The organism is Phenylobacterium sp., from assembly GCF_031984885.1.
In the GTDB taxonomy this organism is placed as follows: Bacteria; Pseudomonadota; Alphaproteobacteria; order Caulobacterales; family Caulobacteraceae; genus Phenylobacterium.
On the sequence record NZ_DAMABV010000007.1, the window covers coordinates 68483 to 86023 of the forward strand.

The window sequence follows — 17541 nt, forward strand, 5'->3', positions numbered from 1 at the left end:
ATCCAGTGACCGAAGTCAGCGTCTATCAAATCGTGCGGCCGTTCGCATGGATCGCTGCGACCGCCTTCGCGGTCGGCTTTGCAGGCTATGTGGCGATCGGCCATGACCAGCCGGGCCTGGCCCAGGCGCCCGCCCCGGCGATGGCGGCCGCAGCCGCCGGCCAGGCCGGCTAGCCTTCGCCCTCAGCCCTTGGCGATGAACCAGCCGTTGCGGAAGCCGGCGTCGGCCTTGCCGTAGGCGACGTCCTGGCCTTCCGGCGTCTTCACCTGGCCGCCCGCCGCGGCCAGCACCGCGTGGCCCGCAGCGATGTCCCATTCCATGGTCGGCCCGTGGCGCGGATAGATGTCGGCCGAGCCCTCGGCGATGCGGCAGAACTTGATCGAGGAATCCATCGGCTCGCGCAGGTCGAAGCCGTACTGCTCGGCCAGCTTCTGCGCGGTCTCGTCCTTCATGGTGTGGCTGACCAGCGCCACCGCCGCGCCCTGCGGCCAGGGCCGGGTGCGCACCACGCGCGCCGCGCCGCCGGGGCTGCGCTTCATCGCCGCACCGCCTGAGGTGAACCAGGTCTCGCCCGTCGCCGGGGCGTTGATCGCGCCGGCCACCGGACGCCCGTCCTCGATCAGGCCGATATTGACGGTGAAGTTCGGATCGCCGCGCACGAAGGCCTTGGTGCCGTCGACCGGATCGACCAGGAAGAAGCGCGGCCCGATCGCGTCCGGCGTGCCGAACTCGCTGGCGTCCTCCTCGGAGATCACCGGCACGTCGGGAAAGGCGGCGGACAGGCGCTGCAGGATCAGCGCCTCGCCGCGGCGGTCGGCCTCGGTCACCGGGCTCTCGTCGGCCTTGGAGAACACCGTCAGGCCCGACTTCCACAGCGGCAGGATCAGGGCGGCGGCTTCCTCGCAGATGTCGGCCAGCACTTCGCCGACGTCGCGCTCGCGGCTCATCGGGCGCCTCGCGGATCATCCCCAAGAAAGACCAGACGGATCACGTCGCTGTCGATCACCTGTTTACCCGCATGCTCGAAGTTCACCGTCACCTTGCGTCCCGCGACCGATTGCACCTGGCCCGTCCCCCAGTCTTCCCGGGTCGGGTGCGCGACCAGCACGCCGGGCTCGAGGAAGGGATCGGGACCGCCCATGGGTGGTTCTCTAGAGTGCAGCGGCGCGTTTGCCAAAGCGCCAAATCAGGACAAGTTCGCGAGCGTAATGATGGACGGCGTAGACGCACCCCAATCGACCCCCGAAACCGCGCCGGCGACGAAGGCGCCGCCGCGCACCGCCGAGGTGGCCGCCTATCTGGCCGCGCGCATGTGTCACGACTTCATCAGCCCGGCGAGCGCCATCGTCTCGGGCCTGGACCTGCTGGACGACCCCAGCGCCCAGGACATGAAGGAAGACGCCATGAACCTGATCTCGGGTTCGGCGCGCAAGCTGGCCGACCTGCTGGCCTTCACCCGCGTGGCCTTCGGCGCCTCGGCCTCCGCCGAGACCTTCGACCCGCGCGAGCTGGAAAAGCTGGCCCAGGGCGTCTTCAACCACATGCGCGCCAACCTCGACTGGCAGGTCGAGGCGCCGACCCTGAACAAGCCCGCCGCCCGGGCGCTGATGAACCTGGCGCAGATGGCCGGCGCGGCGCTGCCCACCGGCGGGACCGCCAAGGTCCGGGCCGTCGCCCAGGACGCCACCATCGCCATCGCCGTCGAGGCGGTGGGGCCGCGCGCGCGGCTCCGCCCCGAGGTGCTGGCCGGCCTGCGCGGCGAGCCGCTTGGCGACGGGCTGCACGGCCACTGGGTCCAGGCCTACTACGTCCACCTGTTCATGGGCGACGCCGGCGGCCGGGTGTTCGCCGACGTGGCCGAGGAAAAGGTCACCTTCGCGGCCACGGTTCCGGCCTGACGCACGGCGCTGCGGCCATTTTCCTCCGCCTTCCCGCTTCGCAGGGGAGGAAATGGCGGCGGCTAGGTATCGTCCCTAGTTCGGCGGGAACGGCGCGCGCTGGCCGCCGACCTTGGCCACCACGCCGCGGTGCATGACGAAGGTCGGGCGCTCCAGTTCGGTGACGTCGGCCAGCGGGCTTTGGGCCACGGCGATGATGTCGGCGTCCTTGCCGGCTTCCAGCGTGCCGATGCTGGCCGAGCGGCCCAGCAGGTCGGCGGCGTTGACGGTGGCGGCCTTGATCGCCTCGGCCGGGCTCATGCCGACGCTGACCATCAGGGCGAACTCCTTGCCGTTGTCGCCGTGCGCCGAGACGCCGGTGTCGGTGCCGAAGGCGATCTTCACGCCGTTGGCGATGGCCCGCCTGTGGTTCTCCATCGCCGCCTTGGCCGCGATCTCGGCCTTTTCCAGCGAGTTGCGCGACCGCGCGCCGGCCCGGGCCTGGTCCAGCGCCGTCTTCGGGGCCAGCATGGTCGGGACGAAATAGGCGCCGGTCTTCTTGAACAGGGCGTCGGTCTGGGCGGTGCCGAAGGTGCCGTGCTCGATCGAGTCGACCCCGGCGTTCAGCGCCCCGACGACGCCGTCCGTACCGTGGGCGTGGGCGGCGACCTTGCGGCCGAACATGTGCGCGGTCTCGACCACCGCCTTCATCTCGTCGTCGAACATCTGGGCGCCCAGGCCGCCGGCGACGTTGGACAGCACCCCGCCGGTGGCGGTGAACTTGATCACGTCCGCGCCCTGGCTGATCTGGCTGCGCACCGCGCGGCGGCAGTCCTCGGCCCCGTTGCAGACGTTCTCGCCGTGCTGGTGGGCGATCTCGGCCAGGTCGCGGTTGAGGTTGTTGGAGCCGTCGCCATGGCCCGCGGTGACCGCGATCGCGCGGCCGGCCGCCACGATGGTCGGTCCGGTGATCAGGCCGCTGTTGACGCCGTCGCGCAGGGCGGTGACGCTGCGGATGTCGCTGCCCAGGTCGCGGATGGTGGTGAAGCCGGCCTCCAGGGTGCGGCGGGCGTTGTCGATCCCGATCACCATGTTGTCTTCGATGTCGCGGTTGGGGAACTCCATCCGCGACCTGACCTTGTCGTCGTCGCTGAAGATGTGGACGTGGCTATCGATCAGGCCGGGCAGCACGAACTGGTCGCGCAGGTCGACGACCTTGGCCCCGGCCTCGGGCTCGACGAAGCCGTCGCGCACCGCCTCGATCCTGCCGTCGCGGACGATGAGGGTGGAGGCGCCGCGCGGCGCCTGGCCCGGCCTGTCCAGCAGCGCGCCCGCATGGATGACCGTGGCCGGCTGGGCCTGGGCGGCCGCCTGGCTCGCCACGCCCAGGCCAAGAGCGATGGCGGCGCCAAGAATTTTCGCGGCGGTGGGCGCCGGGACTCTACGCATGGATACTCCCCCCTATAGATGGGCCGCACTCTAGCTTGGGCGCCGCCGCGGTCCAGGCCCGATCGGAGATCACATGACCCAGTCCCTCGCCCTCACGGCCCTCGTCGTCCGCGACTACGACGAGGCGATCGGCTTCTATGTCGGCCAGATGGGCTTCACCCTGACCCGCGACGACGACATGGGCGGGGGCAAGCGCTGGGTGGTCGTCACCCCGCCCGGGTCGCAGGCCGGCCTGCTGCTGGCCAAGGCGGCGGGCGAGGCCCAGGCCGCGCGGATCGGCGACCAGACCGGCGGGCGGGTCGGCTTCTTCCTGCACACCGACGACTTCGCCGCCGACCATGCGCGGATGAGCGCCGCCGGCGTGAAGTTCCTGGAGGCCCCGCGCGACGAGCCCTATGCGACCGTGGCGGTGTTCGAAGACCTCTACGGCAATCGATGGGATTTGCTGCAGCCGAAGTGAGAGCTTCTGACTCGCCCTGGCCGCCCAGCCGTAGTTTCATCGTACCAGCCAATAGGGAGATGGTCCGATGTCAGGCCTCACGATCCGCAAGGTGGCCGGCGCCCTGGGCGCCGAGATTTCCGGCGTCGATCTCGCCGCCGACCTGCCGGACGCCGTGATCGAGCAGATCCGCGCCGCCTTCGTCCAGCACCAGGTGGTGTTCTTCCGCGACCAGAACCTGACGCCCGAGGCGCAACTGGCCTTCGGCCGCCGCTTCGGTCCGCTCAACATCCATCCCTACGTCGCCGGCATGCCGGGCCACCCGGAGGTGATGGAGATCGTCAAGGAGCCGGGCGACAAGGTGAACTTCGGCGGCGGCTGGCACTCGGACATGAGCTTCCTGGAGCATCCCTCCATCGGCTCGATCCTCTATGCGGTCGAGATCCCGGAGTGGGGCGGCGACACCCTGTTCGCCAGCCAGGCCGCCGCCTATGACGCGCTCTCGCCGGGCCTGAAGGCGACGCTGGAGACGCTGAACGCCGTCCATTCCGCCGGCCGCGAATACTCCTCGCAGGGACACTCGGCCCAGAAGCGCCAGTCGATGAAGGTGGTCGAGGCCGAGGGCGCGGTCGGCGAGTACGTCCATCCGGTGGTCAAGGTCCACCCGGAGACCGGCCGCAAGGCGCTCTACGTCAATCCCGCCTTCACGATGCGGATCGACGGCTGGAGCAAGCGCGAGAGCAAGCCGCTGCTCGACTTCCTGTTCGAGCATTCCCGCTACGAGGCCTTCACCTGCCGGTTCGCCTGGACCGCAGGCTCGGTGGCCTTCTGGGACAACCGCTCGGTCTGGCATTTCGCGCTCAACGACTATCCCGGACAGCGGCGGCATATGCGCCGCGTCACGGTCGACGCCTGGCCCGCCCCGGCGGGCAAGCCCGCTCTCCGACAGGTGGAGGGCGTTTCCTAGGCGGGACCGTCAGCGGTCCCGTTTTTTTCCAATAAGAACAAAGACATTTTCATTAGGGAGATTTGAGATGAGCCAAGCCCGCTTCAATCCGGACGGACCGCTGAAGGGCCGCGTCGCCCTGGTCACCGGCGCCAGCCGCGGCATCGGCGAGGCGATCTGCGCGCGCCTCGCCCAGGAGGGCGCCAAGGTCGTGGCCTCGGCCCGCACCGCCGAGAGCGGCGAGAGCCGCCTGCCCGGCACCTTGCAGGACACTGTCGAGCGCATCGGCAAGGCCGGCGGCGAGGCGGCCTTCATCAAGGCCGACCTGGCCCAGGCGTCCGAGCGCGAGCGCCTGGTCGAGGAAGCGACCGCCCTCTACGGCCCGGTCGACATCCTGATCAACAACGCCGCGATCACCTATTTCATCCCGGTCGAGGAGTTCCCCGAGAAGCGCTTCAAGCTGATGATGGAGGTGCAGGTCTATGCGCCGTTCCACCTGTCGCAGCTCGTGATCCCCGGCATGCGCGACAAGGGCGCCGGCTGGATCGTCAACATCTCCTCGCCGGCCGGAATCCATCCCAAGCAGCCCTACGGCCCCGGCCGCGGCGGCACGGTCTATGGCATGTGCAAGGCGGCGCTGGAGCGGTTCTCCACCGGCCTGGCGTCCGAGGTCTATGCCGACAACATCGCCGTCAACGTCGTCTCGCCGGGCCTGGTCGACACCCCCGGCGTGGCCGTCCACGGCCTGATCAACGAGGCCACCAAGAGCCGCGTCCAGCCGATCGAGTACATCGCCGAGGCGGTCTACCGCCTGGCCTCCGGCGATCCGCAGACGGTCACCGGCCGCGTCGACTACGCCGAGCCGCTGCTCAAGGAGCTGAACGTCGAGCCGGCGGCGCTGATCTAGCGGGCGGGTCTGGCCAGATCGTCATCCCCGGCCCTGGCCCCTTTTCCTCCCCCATCAGGATGGGGGAGGAAAAATAGGGCGACCTCCATGCGATCGCGGGAGCGTCCGGAACCTGGCCGGGGGCGGTCCCGTGGCCGGGCCTGAGCCCTAGACGGCCGGCGCCGGCCGGGCGCGCTGGTTGTACAGCAGTCCGCGCCGGCGCTCCTGTTCCTCGGGGGTGATCGACTTGGGGTCCTCGCCGGGGTCGGCGACCACCGCCATGCCGCGCTGCACGGCCGGGCGGGCGCTCACCTCGTCGAACCAGCGCTTGAAGTATTTGAATTCATTGAGGTCGACGCCCTGCTGCTCCCAGCTCGCGGTCCAGGGGTAGGAGATCATGTCGGCGATCGAGTACTCGTCCCCGGCGATGTAGCGGCGGTCGTAGAGCCGGTTGTTCAGCACTCCGTACAGGCGATGGACCTCGTCGTTGAAGCGCCGCTGGGCGTAGGACTGGTCGCCGTGCTCGGGGGCCACGCGGCTGAAGTGGCCGCGCTCGCCGAACTTCGGCCCCTGGTTGGCCATCTGCCAGATCACCCACTGGATGACCTCGTACTTGCCGCGCACGTCGGCGGGCAGGAAGCGGCCGGCCTTCTCGGCCAGGTAGATCATGATCGCCCCGGACTCGAACACGCTGATCGGCGCCCCGCCGTCGGCCGGCGCATGGTCGACGATCGCCGGCATGCGGTTGTTGGGCGAGATCTTCAGGAAGCCGTCGGTGAACTGGTCGCCGCGGCCGATATGCACCGGCACGACCTTGTACGGCTGGCCGAGCTCCTCCAGCAGGATGGTCACCTTCTTGCCGTTGGGCGTCGGCCAGTAGTGGACGTCGATCATCGCGGGCCTCTTGGACTGGGTATGGACAGGCGCGCAGCCTAGGCCCGCCGGAGGCGGCCTCAACCGACAAATTCTGATTCAGTCCCCAGCCAAGCCTGGGGTCGCCGCCGGAATCTGGCCGGCGCCAAACGGCTCCTTAACCAACGCAGGGCAAGAACGGCGCGAGGGAGGAGCGTCCGCGTTGAAGACCTGTCTCGTCGTCGACGACAGCCGCGTGATCCGCAAGGTCGCGCGCCGAATCCTGGAGGACATCGGCTTCGAGATCGCCGAGGCCGCCGACGGGCTGGAGGCGCTCGCCTGGTGTCGTGCGGCCATGCCCGACGCGATCCTGCTGGATTGGAACATGCCGGCCATGTCGGGCATCGAGTTCCTGCGCATCCTTCGCCAGGAGCCGGGCGGCGAGCGGCCGACCGTGGTCTTCTGCACTGTCGAGAACGGCATCGACCGCATCCGCGAGGCGCTCGACAGCGGCGCCGACGAATACATCATGAAGCCCTTCGACGGGGACATCATCACGGCGAAGTTCGCCGAGGTCGGCCTGGCATGAAGCTGGAGGACCGCGAACTGGTGGCCCAGCTCTGCGCGGCGCGCGCGGGCGTGCGGGTCGATCCCGAAAAGACCTATCTGATCGAAAGCCGGCTGGGCCCGGTCGCCCGGCGCGAGGGCTTCGGCAGCGTCGCCGACATGCTGGCCATCCTGCGCGAGCGGCGCGAGGACAAGCTGGCCTGGTCCATCGTCGAGGCCATGGCCCACGCCGAGAGCGCCTTCTTCCGCGACCGCGAGCCGTTCGCCCTGTTCCGCGACGAGGTGCTGCCGACCCTGGCGCGGGCGCGCGAGACCGAGCCGGTGCGCATCTGGTCGGCCGCCTGCGCCGCGGGCCAGGAGGCCTACTCCCTGGCGATGATCGTCGAGGACGAGCGCGGCCGCCTGCCGGGCCTGAAGGTCGAGCTGTTCGGCACCGACATAAGCGAGCGCCAGCTCGAAAAGGCCCAGAGCGGCCTGTTCACCCAGTTCGAGGTGCAGCGCGGCCTGCCGATCCGCCAACTGGTCCGCCACTTCGAGCAGGCCGACGACATGTGGCGGGTCTCGCCGCGGCTGCGCCAGATGGTCCGCTGGCGGCGGGTCAACCTGGTCGCCGACCTGTCGACCGCCGGCCGCTTCGACGTGATCTTCTGCCGCTACGTGCTCTCGACCCTGGTCGAGCCGATGAAGGGGCGCCTGCTGATCAACCTGGCCCGCGCGCTCACCCCGGAGGGGTTCCTGTTCCTGGGCGAGCAGGAATCGGTGGCGGGGCTGTCCGACGCCTTCCAGCCGGTCGCCGGGCGGCCCGGCCTCTACGCCCGCGACCCGGCCTATCGCGTCGCCGCCTGAGGCCGTGCTCAAACGACGACTGCCGCCCCGGCCCGCCGTTGTGTTCGCGGCGACCTGGACGGCAGCTTGAAATGCGCATCTGCGGCGGGCGGGCCCGCCGCGTCGAGAGGCTTACTTCTTGGCGTCTTCAGCGGTGTTGGTCACCGCCTGTCCGGCCGCCTTCACGTCCTTGCCCGCGCCGGACACGGTGTTGCAGGCGGTGACGGACAGGCTGGCGGCCAGAACCGCGAGGATCACAAGTTTACGCATGAGCGGTCTCTCCTAGGGAGCGCGGATGGCTAAGGCCACACTAACGGTCAAGCCGCTGCCTGGTTCCCCCGGGCGGGCGTCCCGGCCCGTCGGTTGGCGTGCTCTTCCAGGGGCGTGGGGAAGATCAGCCGGGCGGTGATCCCGCCCTTTTCGTTCCGCACCATCTCCGAGCGGCCGCGTAGCTGGCGGCCGAAGGCGGTCATCAGGGTGCGGCCCACGCCCGAGGTCGTCAGGGCGTCCGGCGGCGCGTCGCCGTCGTCGCTGATCTCCAGCTCGGCCTCGTCGCCGCGGACGTTGAAATTGACGGTCAGGGCGCCGCCGCGGCCGGCGAAGGCGTGCTTCTGGGCGTTGGTCACCGCCTCGACCGCGAACAGCGCCAGCGGCGCCAGCCGGTCGGGGTCGATCACCAGGTCGTCGACATGGATCTCGGTCTTCACGCCCGCGCCGTGGCTGATGTCGGCGGCGATGAGCTGGGCGGTCAGCTCCTCCAGGAAGGTACGCAGGTCGACCCGCTTCAGGTCGGGGCCCTGGTAGAGCGCGCGGTAGATCAGGGCCAGGGCGGTGATCCGCTGGCGGGTGTCCGACATCGCCGCCCGCGCGGCCGGGTCCGACAGCGCCCGCTGCTGCATGTTCAGCAGCGAGGAGATGACCTGCAGGTTGTTCTTCACCCGGTGGTGGATCTCGCGCATCAGGTCGTCCTTCTGCGCCAGGGAGTCGCGCAGGGAGGCGTCGCGCCCGACGATGGCGTCGGCCATGTCCTCCAGGGTCTCGGCCAGGTCGCGGATCTCGGGCGGGGCCTGGTCGGCCTGCACCGGCCGCACGGTCAGGCGGCCGCGGGCGTAGAGCGCGGCGATCCGCTGCAGATAGGCGATCCAGCGGATCACCACCCGCTCGGTCACCACCGACACCGCCACCAGCGCCAGGATGAAGGTCAGGATCGGGAAGACGATGCTGGTCAGCGGGTTCAGCGTCGCCCACGAGAACAGGCCGCCCGAGCGCGCCGACAGGATCACGAACAGCTCGTCGCCGACCAGCGGCGCGGCCGAATAGACCCGCCGCTCGCCGCGCACGTCGCGGGCGTACCAGACGATCGAGCCCTGCTTCAGGGCCTTGGCCCGCCAGTCGGCCGGCAGGCTGGGGAAGGCTTCCTTGTCGGTGGCGTTGATATAGGCGCCCTCGCCGTCGGCCAGGGCGACCTCGGCGTCCTCGGGCAGCGACCGGTCGGCCGTGCGCGGGGCCAGGCTTTCCAGCGAGATCACCGCCACCAGCGCCCCGTCGAACCCGACGCGCGGATCGTGCGCCGGCACCGCCGCCAACAGGGCCGGCACGGTGGCGTAGTTGGCGCCGGGCTCGCGGGTGATCACCAGGCTGTCGCCCTTGGACAGGCTCTGGAACCAGGGCCGGCTGGCCCGGGCCTTGTCGACCGGCACGTCGCCGGCGGCGCAGGCCACCCGGCCGATGCGGTCGAAGCGGATCAGGTTGTGATAGCCGGGAATGCGGTGCGTCACCTCGGCCAGCCGCTGAGCGCAGTTGAAGCCGACCGAGCCGGGGGCCAGGGTCTCCAAGAGGATGTCGGCCGCCTCCATGCGGGCCCGGGCGGTGGCGGCGCTGCGCGCCGAGGCGGCGGCCAGCTCCTCGCGCAGTTGCACGCCTTCACGCCGGAAGGCGATCGCCGATTGGAGGATTCCCAGGATCAGCACCGGCAACAGGGCGGCAGCCAGCGCCGCCGTCAGACGGACGCGGATTGTCGAAAGGGATCCCCAGGGCGTGCCGTCCATCCTCCCGCCCTATCAGCGCGCGGTGCTCAGCCGCTCCGCGTCGGCCAGGATGGCGCTCATGGCGTCACCCGCCGCGCTCCCATCCCGCTCGTATGAGCCGTCTTCCAGAATGCTGTGCAGCGCCTTGCGCGCCCGGCTGACCCGGCTCTTCACCGTGCCCACCGCGCAGCCGCAGATCTCCGCCGCCTCTTCATAGGCGAAGCCGCCGGCCCCGACCAGGATCAGGGCCTCGCGCTGCTCGGGCGGAAGCTGGGCCAAGGACAGCCGCAGCTCGTCCAGCGCCACCGGCGCCTCGGGGTCGTCCACCGCCACCAGGGTCCGCTCGGCGGCCTCCTGGTCAAGCTGGCTCTGGCGCCAAGAGCGTCGCTTCTCGGAATAGAACTGGTTGCGCAGGATCATGAAGGTCCAGGCCTTCATGTTGGTGCCCATCTGAAAGCTGGCGCGCGCGTCCCAGGCCTTCATCATCGCATCCTGCGCCAGGTCGTCGGCGCTGGCGGGGTCGCCGGCCAGGGTGCGGGCGAAGGCGCGCAGATGCGGAATGAGCTTCACCAGCTCGCGCTTGAACGCCTCGTCGTCACCCTGTGCTGGCCGGGGCTTGCTGTCCTCGGCCATCAGCCGTTCTCCGCTGACTTCTTGTCCGCTTGTCGAAGAATGGCGAGGAATTCCTCGGGCACCGGTTCGCTGACCACCTCGTCGAACATCTGCCGCAGCCGCACGCCGATAGCCTGCTGGCGCAGGCGGGCTTCGTCCAGCGCCGCGGGCGCCCGTCGCCGGTCCTCTGTGGCTCGCTGTTCTATCATGGCCTCGGCGCCCGGCTTTCGCTGAGCCCGCCCCCTCGGTTCGTCCTGGTCGCCGGTCAACGCCTCACCCCACCCAGGGTTCCAAACTGTAGACATAATAGCGTGCAGGAAAACCTCGTTCTTAGGGAACCGGTTCCCAAGGCCAACGTTCGGGCACATGATGGACCTGATCCAGGAGCCAATCCTGGTCGGCTGCATCGAACTTCAGAGGGAGGGGTTTGATTTGAGTCTTCTTGCCCGACTGGCGCCGCATCTTCCTTATGTACGGCGTTATGCCCGCGCCTTGACTGGCGATCAGACGACTGGCGACCACTATGTTCGGGTGGCGCTCGAGGCGCTGGCGGCGGGCGACCGGGTGCTGGAAGCCAGTCTCACCCCCCGCGTCGCGCTCTATCACGTGTTCCACGCCATCTGGCTGACCAGCGGCGCCCAGCTCGAACCCCAGGGCGACGACGAGGGCGACGACGCCAGCCGGCGGCTGATGCGCATCGCGCCGCGCTCGCGCCAGGCGTTCCTGCTCACCGCCCTCGAAGGCTTCACCCCGTCCGAGGCGGCCCAGATCCTCGGCGTCGAGTTCCCCGAGGTCGAACGCCTGATCGGCGAGGCCCAGTCCGAGATCGACGCCGAGCTGGCCACCGACGTCCTGATCATCGAGGACGAGCCGGTGATCGCCGCCGACATCGAGGCCCTGGTCACCGAGATCGGTCATACGGTCGTCGACATCGCCGCCACCCGCACCGAGGCGGTCGACGCCGTCGCCCGCAAGACGCCGGGCCTGGTGCTGGCCGACATCCAGCTCGCCGACGGCTCCTCGGGCATCGACGCGGTCAAGGACATCCTGGCCCGCCACGACGTGCCGGTGATCTTCATCACCGCCTTCCCCGAACGCCTGCTGACCGGCGAGCGGCCCGAGCCGACCTTCCTGATCACCAAGCCGTTCCAGCCGGAGACCGTGAAGGCGGCCATCGGCCAGGCGCTGTTCTTCCATCCGCGCAACACCCGCAAGGCCGCCTAGGAACGGCGCGGCGGCTCCCTAGCGCGTGCAGGGGCGTCGCCTATGAATTTCCCCCTATGGCTCGTCATGGCCGGGCCGCCAGGTCCCGGCCATCCATAGACGCCGAGCCTCGCCGAAGAACCCTGGTGCGTATGGATCCCCGGCACGCCTGCGCGGCCGGGGATGACGATCAGAGGTGGGCTCAAGGCGACGCCATCGCCCTGCTAGCGCGTGGGAGCGGTGTGCGGGGACGGCGTCGTCTGCAAGGTCCCCGGCGCCGGGTCCCCGCTGTTGAACGACTGGGCCGTGCGCGCCGCGCCGGCCTTGCTGGGCGGGGTCGAGGGCAGGTCCCCCGCACGCCACGACCAGGCGCCGAACAGGGCCAGCGCGGCCAGGGCCGTGGAAACCGCCAGCACCCAGAACATGTGCACGCCGATGCGTCCCTGGCGCGCGCGCGTCGCGTTCAGGCCGGGGCGGGAAGTGTAGCGGGTGATGGCCATAAAGGGTCGCCTCCAGTGGTTTCAGAACGGCAGTTGGTCGAGGGGGCCGGGCGGAACCGGGCGCTCGGCGTCGTTGCGGACCACCGACATCTGGCCGAGCAGGGCGCCCGCCATCGCGACCGCCGCAATGACCGCTATGGCCCACCAGCGCCGGCGCAGCATGCGCCCGTGGTCCTCGCTCGCCTGCAGAAAGCCGAAACCTTCGTTCCGCTCACGGATCATGGCCCTCACCCCTGACCAATACGGGCCTGTTCGCCCGCTAGAGGCTAACGTTCCGCGGGCCGCGGGCGTTCCCGGGCCGCAATTCGCAGGCCCAGGGGGTTCGACAAGCCGCCGTGGACGCCTATCTATGGTGTATGAACAGGACCAAGATTCTCGTCGGCGCGCTCGTCGCCTTCGCCCTGGCCGGGGCGGCCCACGCCCAGGCGCCCGCCTCGTCGCTGGAGGGGATGATCGTCCGCGGCCAGGGCGGCGTGGTGCTCGGCTATGTCGAGCGCGTGACCTATCGCGAGAACGGAACCCCGGCCCAGGTGCTGGTGCGCCCCAAGGGCCCGCCCGGCGCCGGCCCGCGCAGCCTCGCCTACAGCGCCCTGCGCAAGGAGGGCGGCGACCTGTCGGCGCCCCTGACCCAGGCCGAGTTCAACGCCATGCCGGCGGTGAACGTCGCGCCGAAATAGGCCGCGGAAAAACCCGCCAAAAAAATCGCGCGTGGCGGGAACGTTCGAGCGGCGGACGGGTTTAGAGATTGCGGAGGCGGCGACGCCCCCCCCGACTTGAGGCCGGCGACCATGCCGGTCTGCCGCCTCCGCACCCCTTTTCTCGATGATGCGCACTTTAAGAGGCGGGCCCCGGGCCCGCCTTTTCTTATGCGCCTGCGGCTATGGCGCGGCCAGCTCCAGGGTGACGTCCGCGCGGCGGCGCAGGGGCCGGGCTTCGCCGTCCTGGGTCGTGGCGCCCTGCTGGCCGGCGGCGGCCAGGTCGAACTCGCCCTCCGGCAGGCCGCTGGCGACCAGCGCCTGGGTGACCGAGGCCACCCGCTGCTTGGACAGTTCCAGGTTGGCGGCCGGGGCGCCGACGGCGTCGGCCAGGCCCAGCACCTTCACCCGCTCGACCTTGCAGGCCTTGGCCTGGCTGGCGGCCTGCGAGAGCACGGCGCGGCCCTCGTCGGTGATCTCGGCGCTGTCGGGCTCGAAATAGATCTGCACGGTGACGTTCTGGCAGACGACCGGCGCCTTGACGATCTTCGCCCGCGCGTCGCTGGCGTCGGTCGCGCAGCCCGCCAGGGCCAGGCCCGCGCCTGCCGCCAGCGCGGCGAGCGCCCACGTCTTGATTCCCAGATCCATGATCCTGCCGCCCTCATATGCCGATGGGCGGACAGCATAGCTGACCGCCCATCGGTGGCTAGTCCAGGTTGCGGCCGCCGGCTCAGCGCGGGCTGCCGTCTTCCCAGTAATAACGACCCGAGCCGGAGTCGTAATAGTAGTAGCGGCCGGCGCGCTCGTCATAATATTGGCGGCGGTTCTGGCTCTCCGCGCCGCAGCCGCCGTCCTGACGACAGCCGCGGACCGCGCCCGCGCCGCCGCCCAGGGCCGCGCCGATGGCCGCGCCGGTCCCGGCGTCGCCGCTGCCGACATTGTTGCCGATCACGGCGCCCGCCAGAGCGCCCAGGGCTGCGCCCCCCGCGGCGTTGCGTTCGACGTTCCCGGAGGTGGTGCAGGCCGACGCCAGCAGGCTCGCACCGGCCAGCGCGATGATCGGCATGAGAGATTTGGCCTTGAGCATATGGCTCTCCTTACTTATCCCGCCGACCCCAACGCGCGCCTTAAGGCAGAGTTCCGGGCGCAACCGCGTCCAACCGTCGCCGTTTGGGGCCGGCCCCCCGGGGTGCTAGTTGAGGACACATGGCCGACAGACCCAACATCTCCCGGATCGAAGCGGTGGTGAACCTCGCCTCCGGCGGCGCCACGCCCCAGGACGTCGAGCAACTGCGCGCCATGCTGGCCGAGCGCGGCGCCGTCGCCAACGTCCAGGTCGCCGAGGGGGCGGAGATCGAACGCCGCCTGCGTTCGGCCGTGGACGCCGCGCCCGACCTGCTGGTCGTGCTGGCCGGCGACGGCACCGCGCGGGCGGCCGCCGACATGGCCGGGCCGCAAGGCCCGCTGATCGCGCCGCTGCCGGGCGGCACGATGAACATGCTGCCGCACGCGGTCTACGGCGCCGTCCCCTGGCAGGAGGCGCTGCGCGGCGCCCTGGAGCATGGCCAGGAGCGCTCGATCGGCGGCGGGCTGGTCGAGGGGCGCAGTTTCCTGGTCGCCGCGATCCTCGGCGCGCCCGCCCTCTGGGCGCCGGCCCGCGAGGCGGTCCGCGAGGGCCAGTTGCGCCTGGCCTTCGCGCGGGTGCGCCGCGCCTGGCGGCGGGCCTTCTCGGGTCGCCTGCGCTACTCCCTCGACGGCGGGCCGCGCGGCAAGGCCGAGGCGGTGGCCTTCCTGTGCCCGCTGGCCTCCACCGCGCTCTCCAACGAGGCCCAGAGCCTGGAGGCGGCGGTGATCGATCCCCAGACCATGGCCGAGGCGGCGCGCATCGGCATCAAGGCGCTGGTCGACGACTGGCGCAACGATCCGGCGGTGTCGGCGGGGCCCTGCCTGCAGGCGCGGGTCTGGGCGGCCAGCCGGGTGCCGGCCGTGCTGGACGGCGAGCCGGTGTGGCTGGGCTCCAGCGCCCGGGTCGACTGGCGCTCGCAGGTGGCGCGGCTGCTGGCCCCGCCGCGGGAGCGGGCGGCTTGATCCGCATCGCCCACCTGTCGGACATCCATTTCGGCGGCGAGAACGCGGCGGCGGCGGCCGGCGCCGCACGGATGCTGGGCGAGGGCGGCTTCGACCTGACCATCGTCTCCGGCGACCTCACCCAGTTCGGCCAGGTTCGCGAGTTCGAGGCCGCCGCCGCCTGGCTGCAGAGCCTGCCGGGGCCGCGGCTGGTGTGCCCGGGCAATCACGACACCCCCTATATCGCCTGGTGGGAGCGGTTCTTCAGCCCGTTCGGCCGCTTCGCGCGCCACATCGGCCCGGCCGACGTCCAGACCTTCGCCGCGCCGGGCCTGGCCGTGCGCGGCCTCAACACCGCCCGCGGGGTGCAGCCGCGCCTCAACTGGTCGAAGGGCCAGATCTCGCCGGCCCAGACCCGCGAGGCGCTCGCCTGGCTCGGCGCCGCGCCGGCCGACGCGCTGAAGGTGGTGGTCGTCCACCATCCCCTGGTCGAGATGATCGGCGGCCCGATGACCGGCCGGGTGTGGGGCGGGGAGGCGGCCGCCCGCGCCCTGGCGCAGGGCGGGGTCGATCTGGTGCTGTCGGGCCACATCCATGCGCCGTTCGTCCGGCCCTATCCGTTCGGCGACGGCTGCGCCCAGGCGGTGGGGGCCGGAACGCTGTCGGTGCGCGAGCGCGGGGCGCCGCCCAGCTTCAACGTCATCGAGGCGGGCGCCGACCAGATCCGCATCGTCGCCCAGGCCTGGACCGGCGCGCGCTACGAGCCGCTGCGCACCTGGTCGGTGGATCGCAGACGGCAAAACGCCCGCCCCGGTTAGGGAGCGGGCGTTCGGCGTTTCAAGCTTCGTTCAGAGCGCGCCGCGCCCTCGAACCAGGTGCATGACGAGGGAAACCACGAACAGCACCAGGAACACGAAGAATAGAATCTTGGCGACGCCCATCGCTGCGCCGGCGATCGAAGTAAAGCCGAGCACGCCAGCAATCAGGGCGACTACCAGGAAGGTCAAGGCCCAGCCTAGCATGTCGTTTCCTCCGGTTATTGGGTCCGGAGCTATAAACGCTTAGCTGTCACTGACGTTCCGGGACCTTGACCGGCCCCGGATGAGTCCAGCCCTTTTCGCCCTTGCGGGCGGCGTCGTACTGCGCCTGGGCGAACGTCCAGTTGGGCAGGGCGTCGAACCACGCCTTCAGGAAGCCTTCGCGATCGTTCTTGTGGTCCAGGTAATAGGCGTGCTCCCACAGGTCGCAGACCAGCAGCGGCAGCACCCCGTCCTGGCTCAGCAGGTTCTCGCCGTCATGGGTGTCGATGATCGACAGCGTCTCGCCCTTGGCGGCCAGCCACACCCAGCCGGAGCCGAAGTGGGCGACGCCCTTGGCCACGAACTGGGCCTTCAACTGCTCCAGCCCGCCGAAGTCGCGCTCGATCGCCGCGGCGAGGTCGCCGGGGGCCTTCTGGCCGGGCGGGCTCATGCATTCCCAGAAGAAGGTGTGGTTCCAGGCCTGGGCCGAATTGTTGAACAGCTTGGCCTTGCCGACGGCGCCGCGCACGACCTCTTCCAGCGAGGCCGGGGTCTGGCCCGCCTCGTCCAGAAGCTGGTTCATGACGTCGAAATAGCGCTTGTGATGCTTGCCGTGGTGCAGGTGCATCGTGGCCTGCGAGATCACCGGCTCCAGCGCGTCGTGGGCGTACGGAAGGTTTGGCAGTTCGAACATAGCAATATCCTACGGGGGAGGGAGGCAGGCCAAGGCCCGCCGTCCCACACTAACCCGAACGGCCGTGTTTGGTTCTCTAGGATTTGGAGGCGCGGCCGGCCATCAGCGCGGAAACCACGGTGGCGGTGGTGCGCGGATTCTTCAGCGCCACGGCCGCGACGGCCCCGACCACGCCCAGGGCGACCCACGGCTTGGCCTGGGCCAGTTCGAACATCCGCGAGGTGAGGTCCTTGTCCTGCTCGCGCTTGTGACGCCGGCGCGGCGGGTTGGCCAGCATCAGCAGCACCATGCCGATGATCCCGGCCAGGGCCGCGGCGGCCGCGGCCACCAGCACCCCGGCCCAGGCTTCACCGACCACGGGGGTCAGGCCCGCGTGCAGGGCGAGCGCCAGGAACACCACGCAGACGACCGCCGTCGCGGCGAGCGCGACGACGGCGGTGACGTAATAGATCGCTCGCTTGAGGATCAATTTTTGCGGCCGCTCGACAGCAGCAGGCCGATCAGCAGGCCGACGCCGAGCGCCGCCCCGGTCGCCACCAGCGGGCGTTCCTTGACGCGTTCGACGACATAGCGCTGGGCCTCGTCGATGTGTTCGCCGGCATTGTCGGCATAGGTGCGGCTCTGGGCGCGGATCTGCTCGAGCCCTTCGGCCACCACCTTTTCGAACTTCTTGGCGGCTTCGCTGAAGCTGCGCTGGGCCTCGGCCGACAGCTTGGAGGCGGACTCGGCCACCTGTTGGGCCGCGGCCTTGGCTTCATCTTTCGCGTGGTCGACGGCGTTGGTGGCCATGTCAGTTTCTCCAAGTATTCGACAGGTAACGCAGGGATTGCATGGAAGCCTTGCCGGAACGTCAAAGGCAATAGGGGGTTCCGAAAATTGACTG

At 70.2% G+C, this 17541-nt stretch carries 27 protein-coding genes; 11 read left to right on the plus strand and 16 right to left on the minus strand.

Features of this window, described 5'->3' with window-relative positions; genetic code table 11:
• The first annotated feature begins 5 nt into the window (after nt 1-5).
• On the plus strand, nt 6-173 hold the full coding sequence (locus RTL41_RS12095) for a hypothetical protein (protein ID WP_312164706.1): 168 nt from the start codon (nt 6-8) through the stop codon (nt 171-173).
• A gap of 9 nt (nt 174-182) precedes the next feature.
• On the opposite strand, the gene cysQ is transcribed toward RTL41_RS12095, so the two are convergent.
• Nucleotides 183-947, minus strand: coding sequence for a 3'(2'),5'-bisphosphate nucleotidase CysQ (gene cysQ / locus RTL41_RS12100; protein ID WP_312164708.1), 765 nt, complete (start codon nt 945-947; stop codon nt 183-185).
• Entirely contained in the window at nt 944-1141 is a 198-nt protein-coding gene (locus tag RTL41_RS12105; RefSeq protein ID WP_312164710.1) for a DUF3553 domain-containing protein, read from the minus strand. The genes cysQ and RTL41_RS12105 overlap by 4 nt, the downstream gene beginning before the upstream one ends.
• Before the next feature lie 70 nt (nt 1142-1211).
• On the opposite strand from RTL41_RS12105, the gene chpT reads away from it, so the two are divergent.
• Nucleotides 1212-1898: a histidine phosphotransferase ChpT gene (chpT, locus tag RTL41_RS12110; protein WP_312164713.1), complete on the plus strand. Its 687-nt coding sequence runs from the start codon at nt 1212-1214 to the stop codon at nt 1896-1898.
• Between the two features lie 75 nt (nt 1899-1973).
• On the opposite strand, the gene RTL41_RS12115 is transcribed toward chpT, so the two are convergent.
• The gene (locus tag RTL41_RS12115; protein WP_312164715.1) at nt 1974-3326 is read right to left on the minus strand and encodes an amidohydrolase family protein; all 1353 of its coding nucleotides are present in this window, start codon (nt 3324-3326) and stop codon (nt 1974-1976) included.
• Between the two features lie 73 nt (nt 3327-3399).
• On the opposite strand from RTL41_RS12115, the gene RTL41_RS12120 reads away from it, so the two are divergent.
• The 3 genes from RTL41_RS12120 (at nt 3400) to RTL41_RS12130 (ending at nt 5618) form a co-directional block, all read left to right on the plus strand.
• Nucleotides 3400-3786, plus strand: coding sequence for a VOC family protein (locus RTL41_RS12120; protein WP_312164716.1), 387 nt, complete (start codon nt 3400-3402; stop codon nt 3784-3786).
• A gap of 67 nt (nt 3787-3853) precedes the next feature.
• Entirely contained in the window at nt 3854-4732 is an 879-nt protein-coding gene (locus RTL41_RS12125) for a TauD/TfdA family dioxygenase (protein WP_312164718.1), read from the plus strand.
• Nucleotides 4733-4799: 67 nt separating this feature from the next.
• Nucleotides 4800-5618 (plus strand): SDR family NAD(P)-dependent oxidoreductase, encoded by an 819-nt coding sequence (locus RTL41_RS12130; RefSeq protein WP_312164721.1) that lies wholly within the window; start codon nt 4800-4802, stop codon nt 5616-5618.
• Nucleotides 5619-5765: 147 nt separating this feature from the next.
• On the opposite strand, the gene RTL41_RS12135 is transcribed toward RTL41_RS12130, so the two are convergent.
• Nucleotides 5766-6491 carry a glutathione binding-like protein gene (locus RTL41_RS12135; RefSeq protein WP_312164723.1) on the minus strand — a complete coding sequence of 242 codons (726 nt, stop codon included), beginning with the start codon at nt 6489-6491 and terminating at the stop codon, nt 5766-5768.
• Nucleotides 6492-6672: 181 nt separating this feature from the next.
• Here RTL41_RS12135 and RTL41_RS12140 point away from each other — a divergent pair, with 181 nt between their 5' ends.
• Both RTL41_RS12140 and RTL41_RS12145 read left to right on the plus strand, forming a co-directional pair.
• Nucleotides 6673-7038, plus strand: coding sequence for a response regulator (locus tag RTL41_RS12140; RefSeq protein ID WP_312164725.1), 366 nt, complete (start codon nt 6673-6675; stop codon nt 7036-7038).
• Nucleotides 7035-7862: a protein-glutamate O-methyltransferase CheR gene (locus tag RTL41_RS12145; protein WP_312164727.1), complete on the plus strand. Its 828-nt coding sequence runs from the start codon at nt 7035-7037 to the stop codon at nt 7860-7862. The genes RTL41_RS12140 and RTL41_RS12145 overlap by 4 nt, the downstream gene beginning before the upstream one ends.
• Before the next feature lie 111 nt (nt 7863-7973).
• Here the strand turns inward: RTL41_RS12145 and RTL41_RS12150 are convergent, their stop codons facing one another.
• The 4 genes from RTL41_RS12150 to RTL41_RS12165 all read right to left on the minus strand — a co-directional run bounded on the left by RTL41_RS12150 (nt 7974) and on the right by RTL41_RS12165 (nt 10689).
• Nucleotides 7974-8111 carry an entericidin A/B family lipoprotein gene (locus tag RTL41_RS12150; protein WP_312164728.1) on the minus strand — a complete coding sequence of 46 codons (138 nt, stop codon included), beginning with the start codon at nt 8109-8111 and terminating at the stop codon, nt 7974-7976.
• Between the two features lie 47 nt (nt 8112-8158).
• Nucleotides 8159-9811: a sensor histidine kinase gene (locus RTL41_RS12155; protein WP_312165114.1), complete on the minus strand. Its 1653-nt coding sequence runs from the start codon at nt 9809-9811 to the stop codon at nt 8159-8161.
• A gap of 90 nt (nt 9812-9901) precedes the next feature.
• Entirely contained in the window at nt 9902-10501 is a 600-nt protein-coding gene (locus RTL41_RS12160) for a sigma-70 family RNA polymerase sigma factor (protein WP_312164731.1), read from the minus strand.
• Nucleotides 10501-10689 carry a NepR family anti-sigma factor gene (locus tag RTL41_RS12165; protein WP_269629426.1) on the minus strand — a complete coding sequence of 63 codons (189 nt, stop codon included), beginning with the start codon at nt 10687-10689 and terminating at the stop codon, nt 10501-10503. Before RTL41_RS12165 ends, RTL41_RS12160 begins: the two co-directional genes overlap by 1 nt.
• A 223-nt stretch (nt 10690-10912) precedes the next feature.
• Between RTL41_RS12165 and RTL41_RS12170 the strand changes: the two genes are divergently transcribed.
• Nucleotides 10913-11704, plus strand: a complete 792-nt coding sequence (locus tag RTL41_RS12170; protein ID WP_312164733.1) for a response regulator — start codon at nt 10913-10915, stop codon at nt 11702-11704.
• Between the two features lie 203 nt (nt 11705-11907).
• Here the strand turns inward: RTL41_RS12170 and RTL41_RS12175 are convergent, their stop codons facing one another.
• Nucleotides 11908-12183: a hypothetical protein gene (locus RTL41_RS12175; protein ID WP_312164734.1), complete on the minus strand. Its 276-nt coding sequence runs from the start codon at nt 12181-12183 to the stop codon at nt 11908-11910.
• A gap of 21 nt (nt 12184-12204) precedes the next feature.
• Entirely contained in the window at nt 12205-12405 is a 201-nt protein-coding gene (locus tag RTL41_RS12180; RefSeq protein WP_312164736.1) for a hypothetical protein, read from the minus strand.
• A gap of 134 nt (nt 12406-12539) precedes the next feature.
• Between RTL41_RS12180 and RTL41_RS12185 the strand changes: the two genes are divergently transcribed.
• The gene (locus RTL41_RS12185; protein WP_312164739.1) at nt 12540-12860 is read left to right on the plus strand and encodes a hypothetical protein; all 321 of its coding nucleotides are present in this window, start codon (nt 12540-12542) and stop codon (nt 12858-12860) included.
• 201 nt (nt 12861-13061) lie between these two features.
• Here RTL41_RS12185 and RTL41_RS12190 read toward each other — a convergent pair whose 3' ends face one another.
• Both RTL41_RS12190 and RTL41_RS12195 read right to left on the minus strand, forming a co-directional pair.
• Nucleotides 13062-13526, minus strand: a complete 465-nt coding sequence (locus tag RTL41_RS12190; protein ID WP_312164741.1) for an OmpA family protein — start codon at nt 13524-13526, stop codon at nt 13062-13064.
• Nucleotides 13527-13608: 82 nt separating this feature from the next.
• Nucleotides 13609-13944 (minus strand): YMGG-like glycine zipper-containing protein, encoded by a 336-nt coding sequence (locus RTL41_RS12195; protein ID WP_312165118.1) that lies wholly within the window; start codon nt 13942-13944, stop codon nt 13609-13611.
• Between the two features lie 140 nt (nt 13945-14084).
• Between RTL41_RS12195 and RTL41_RS12200 the strand changes: the two genes are divergently transcribed.
• Both RTL41_RS12200 and RTL41_RS12205 read left to right on the plus strand, forming a co-directional pair.
• Nucleotides 14085-14966: a diacylglycerol kinase family protein gene (locus RTL41_RS12200; protein ID WP_312164744.1), complete on the plus strand. Its 882-nt coding sequence runs from the start codon at nt 14085-14087 to the stop codon at nt 14964-14966.
• Nucleotides 14963-15763, plus strand: coding sequence for a metallophosphoesterase (locus RTL41_RS12205; protein ID WP_312164746.1), 801 nt, complete (start codon nt 14963-14965; stop codon nt 15761-15763). The genes RTL41_RS12200 and RTL41_RS12205 overlap by 4 nt, the downstream gene beginning before the upstream one ends.
• Before the next feature lie 30 nt (nt 15764-15793).
• Here the strand turns inward: RTL41_RS12205 and RTL41_RS12210 are convergent, their stop codons facing one another.
• From RTL41_RS12210 to RTL41_RS12225, 4 genes are all read right to left on the minus strand, one after another.
• Nucleotides 15794-15967 carry a DUF1328 domain-containing protein gene (locus RTL41_RS12210; RefSeq protein ID WP_183771352.1) on the minus strand — a complete coding sequence of 58 codons (174 nt, stop codon included), beginning with the start codon at nt 15965-15967 and terminating at the stop codon, nt 15794-15796.
• 46 nt (nt 15968-16013) lie between these two features.
• On the minus strand, nt 16014-16658 hold the full coding sequence (locus RTL41_RS12215; protein ID WP_312164750.1) for a superoxide dismutase: 645 nt from the start codon (nt 16656-16658) through the stop codon (nt 16014-16016).
• Between the two features lie 76 nt (nt 16659-16734).
• A complete protein-coding gene (locus tag RTL41_RS12220) occupies nt 16735-17127 on the minus strand; it encodes a hypothetical protein (RefSeq protein ID WP_312164752.1) in 393 nt (130 codons plus the stop codon).
• A complete protein-coding gene (locus RTL41_RS12225) occupies nt 17124-17447 on the minus strand; it encodes a glycine zipper domain-containing protein (protein WP_312164754.1) in 324 nt (107 codons plus the stop codon). Before RTL41_RS12225 ends, RTL41_RS12220 begins: the two co-directional genes overlap by 4 nt.
• Between the last annotated feature and the right edge of the window lie 94 nt (nt 17448-17541).

What these genes read in the sequence shown, in the direction of transcription:
- cysQ (WP_312164708.1), bottom strand. Translation starts at nt 947, where the DNA reads ATGAGCCGCGAGCGCGACGTCGGCGAAGTGCTGGCCGACATCTGCGAG.
- RTL41_RS12105 (WP_312164710.1), bottom strand. Translation starts at nt 1,141, where the DNA reads ATGGGCGGTCCCGATCCCTTCCTCGAGCCCGGCGTGCTGGTCGCGCAC.
- chpT (WP_312164713.1), top strand. Translation starts at nt 1,212, where the DNA reads ATGGACGGCGTAGACGCACCCCAATCGACCCCCGAAACCGCGCCGGCG.
- RTL41_RS12115 (WP_312164715.1), bottom strand. Translation starts at nt 3,326, where the DNA reads ATGCGTAGAGTCCCGGCGCCCACCGCCGCGAAAATTCTTGGCGCCGCC.
- RTL41_RS12120 (WP_312164716.1), top strand. Translation starts at nt 3,400, where the DNA reads ATGACCCAGTCCCTCGCCCTCACGGCCCTCGTCGTCCGCGACTACGAC.
- RTL41_RS12125 (WP_312164718.1), top strand. Translation starts at nt 3,854, where the DNA reads ATGTCAGGCCTCACGATCCGCAAGGTGGCCGGCGCCCTGGGCGCCGAG.
- RTL41_RS12130 (WP_312164721.1), top strand. Translation starts at nt 4,800, where the DNA reads ATGAGCCAAGCCCGCTTCAATCCGGACGGACCGCTGAAGGGCCGCGTC.
- RTL41_RS12135 (WP_312164723.1), bottom strand. Translation starts at nt 6,491, where the DNA reads ATGATCGACGTCCACTACTGGCCGACGCCCAACGGCAAGAAGGTGACC.
- RTL41_RS12145 (WP_312164727.1), top strand. Translation starts at nt 7,035, where the DNA reads ATGAAGCTGGAGGACCGCGAACTGGTGGCCCAGCTCTGCGCGGCGCGC.
- RTL41_RS12150 (WP_312164728.1), bottom strand. Translation starts at nt 8,111, where the DNA reads ATGCGTAAACTTGTGATCCTCGCGGTTCTGGCCGCCAGCCTGTCCGTC.
- RTL41_RS12160 (WP_312164731.1), bottom strand. Translation starts at nt 10,501, where the DNA reads ATGGCCGAGGACAGCAAGCCCCGGCCAGCACAGGGTGACGACGAGGCG.
- RTL41_RS12165 (WP_269629426.1), bottom strand. Translation starts at nt 10,689, where the DNA reads ATGATAGAACAGCGAGCCACAGAGGACCGGCGACGGGCGCCCGCGGCG.
- RTL41_RS12175 (WP_312164734.1), bottom strand. Translation starts at nt 12,183, where the DNA reads ATGGCCATCACCCGCTACACTTCCCGCCCCGGCCTGAACGCGACGCGC.
- RTL41_RS12180 (WP_312164736.1), bottom strand. Translation starts at nt 12,405, where the DNA reads ATGATCCGTGAGCGGAACGAAGGTTTCGGCTTTCTGCAGGCGAGCGAG.
- RTL41_RS12185 (WP_312164739.1), top strand. Translation starts at nt 12,540, where the DNA reads ATGAACAGGACCAAGATTCTCGTCGGCGCGCTCGTCGCCTTCGCCCTG.
- RTL41_RS12190 (WP_312164741.1), bottom strand. Translation starts at nt 13,526, where the DNA reads ATGGATCTGGGAATCAAGACGTGGGCGCTCGCCGCGCTGGCGGCAGGC.
- RTL41_RS12195 (WP_312165118.1), bottom strand. Translation starts at nt 13,944, where the DNA reads ATGCCGATCATCGCGCTGGCCGGTGCGAGCCTGCTGGCGTCGGCCTGC.
- RTL41_RS12200 (WP_312164744.1), top strand. Translation starts at nt 14,085, where the DNA reads ATGGCCGACAGACCCAACATCTCCCGGATCGAAGCGGTGGTGAACCTC.
- RTL41_RS12210 (WP_183771352.1), bottom strand. Translation starts at nt 15,967, where the DNA reads ATGCTAGGCTGGGCCTTGACCTTCCTGGTAGTCGCCCTGATTGCTGGC.
- RTL41_RS12215 (WP_312164750.1), bottom strand. Translation starts at nt 16,658, where the DNA reads ATGTTCGAACTGCCAAACCTTCCGTACGCCCACGACGCGCTGGAGCCG.
- RTL41_RS12225 (WP_312164754.1), bottom strand. Translation starts at nt 17,447, where the DNA reads ATGGCCACCAACGCCGTCGACCACGCGAAAGATGAAGCCAAGGCCGCG.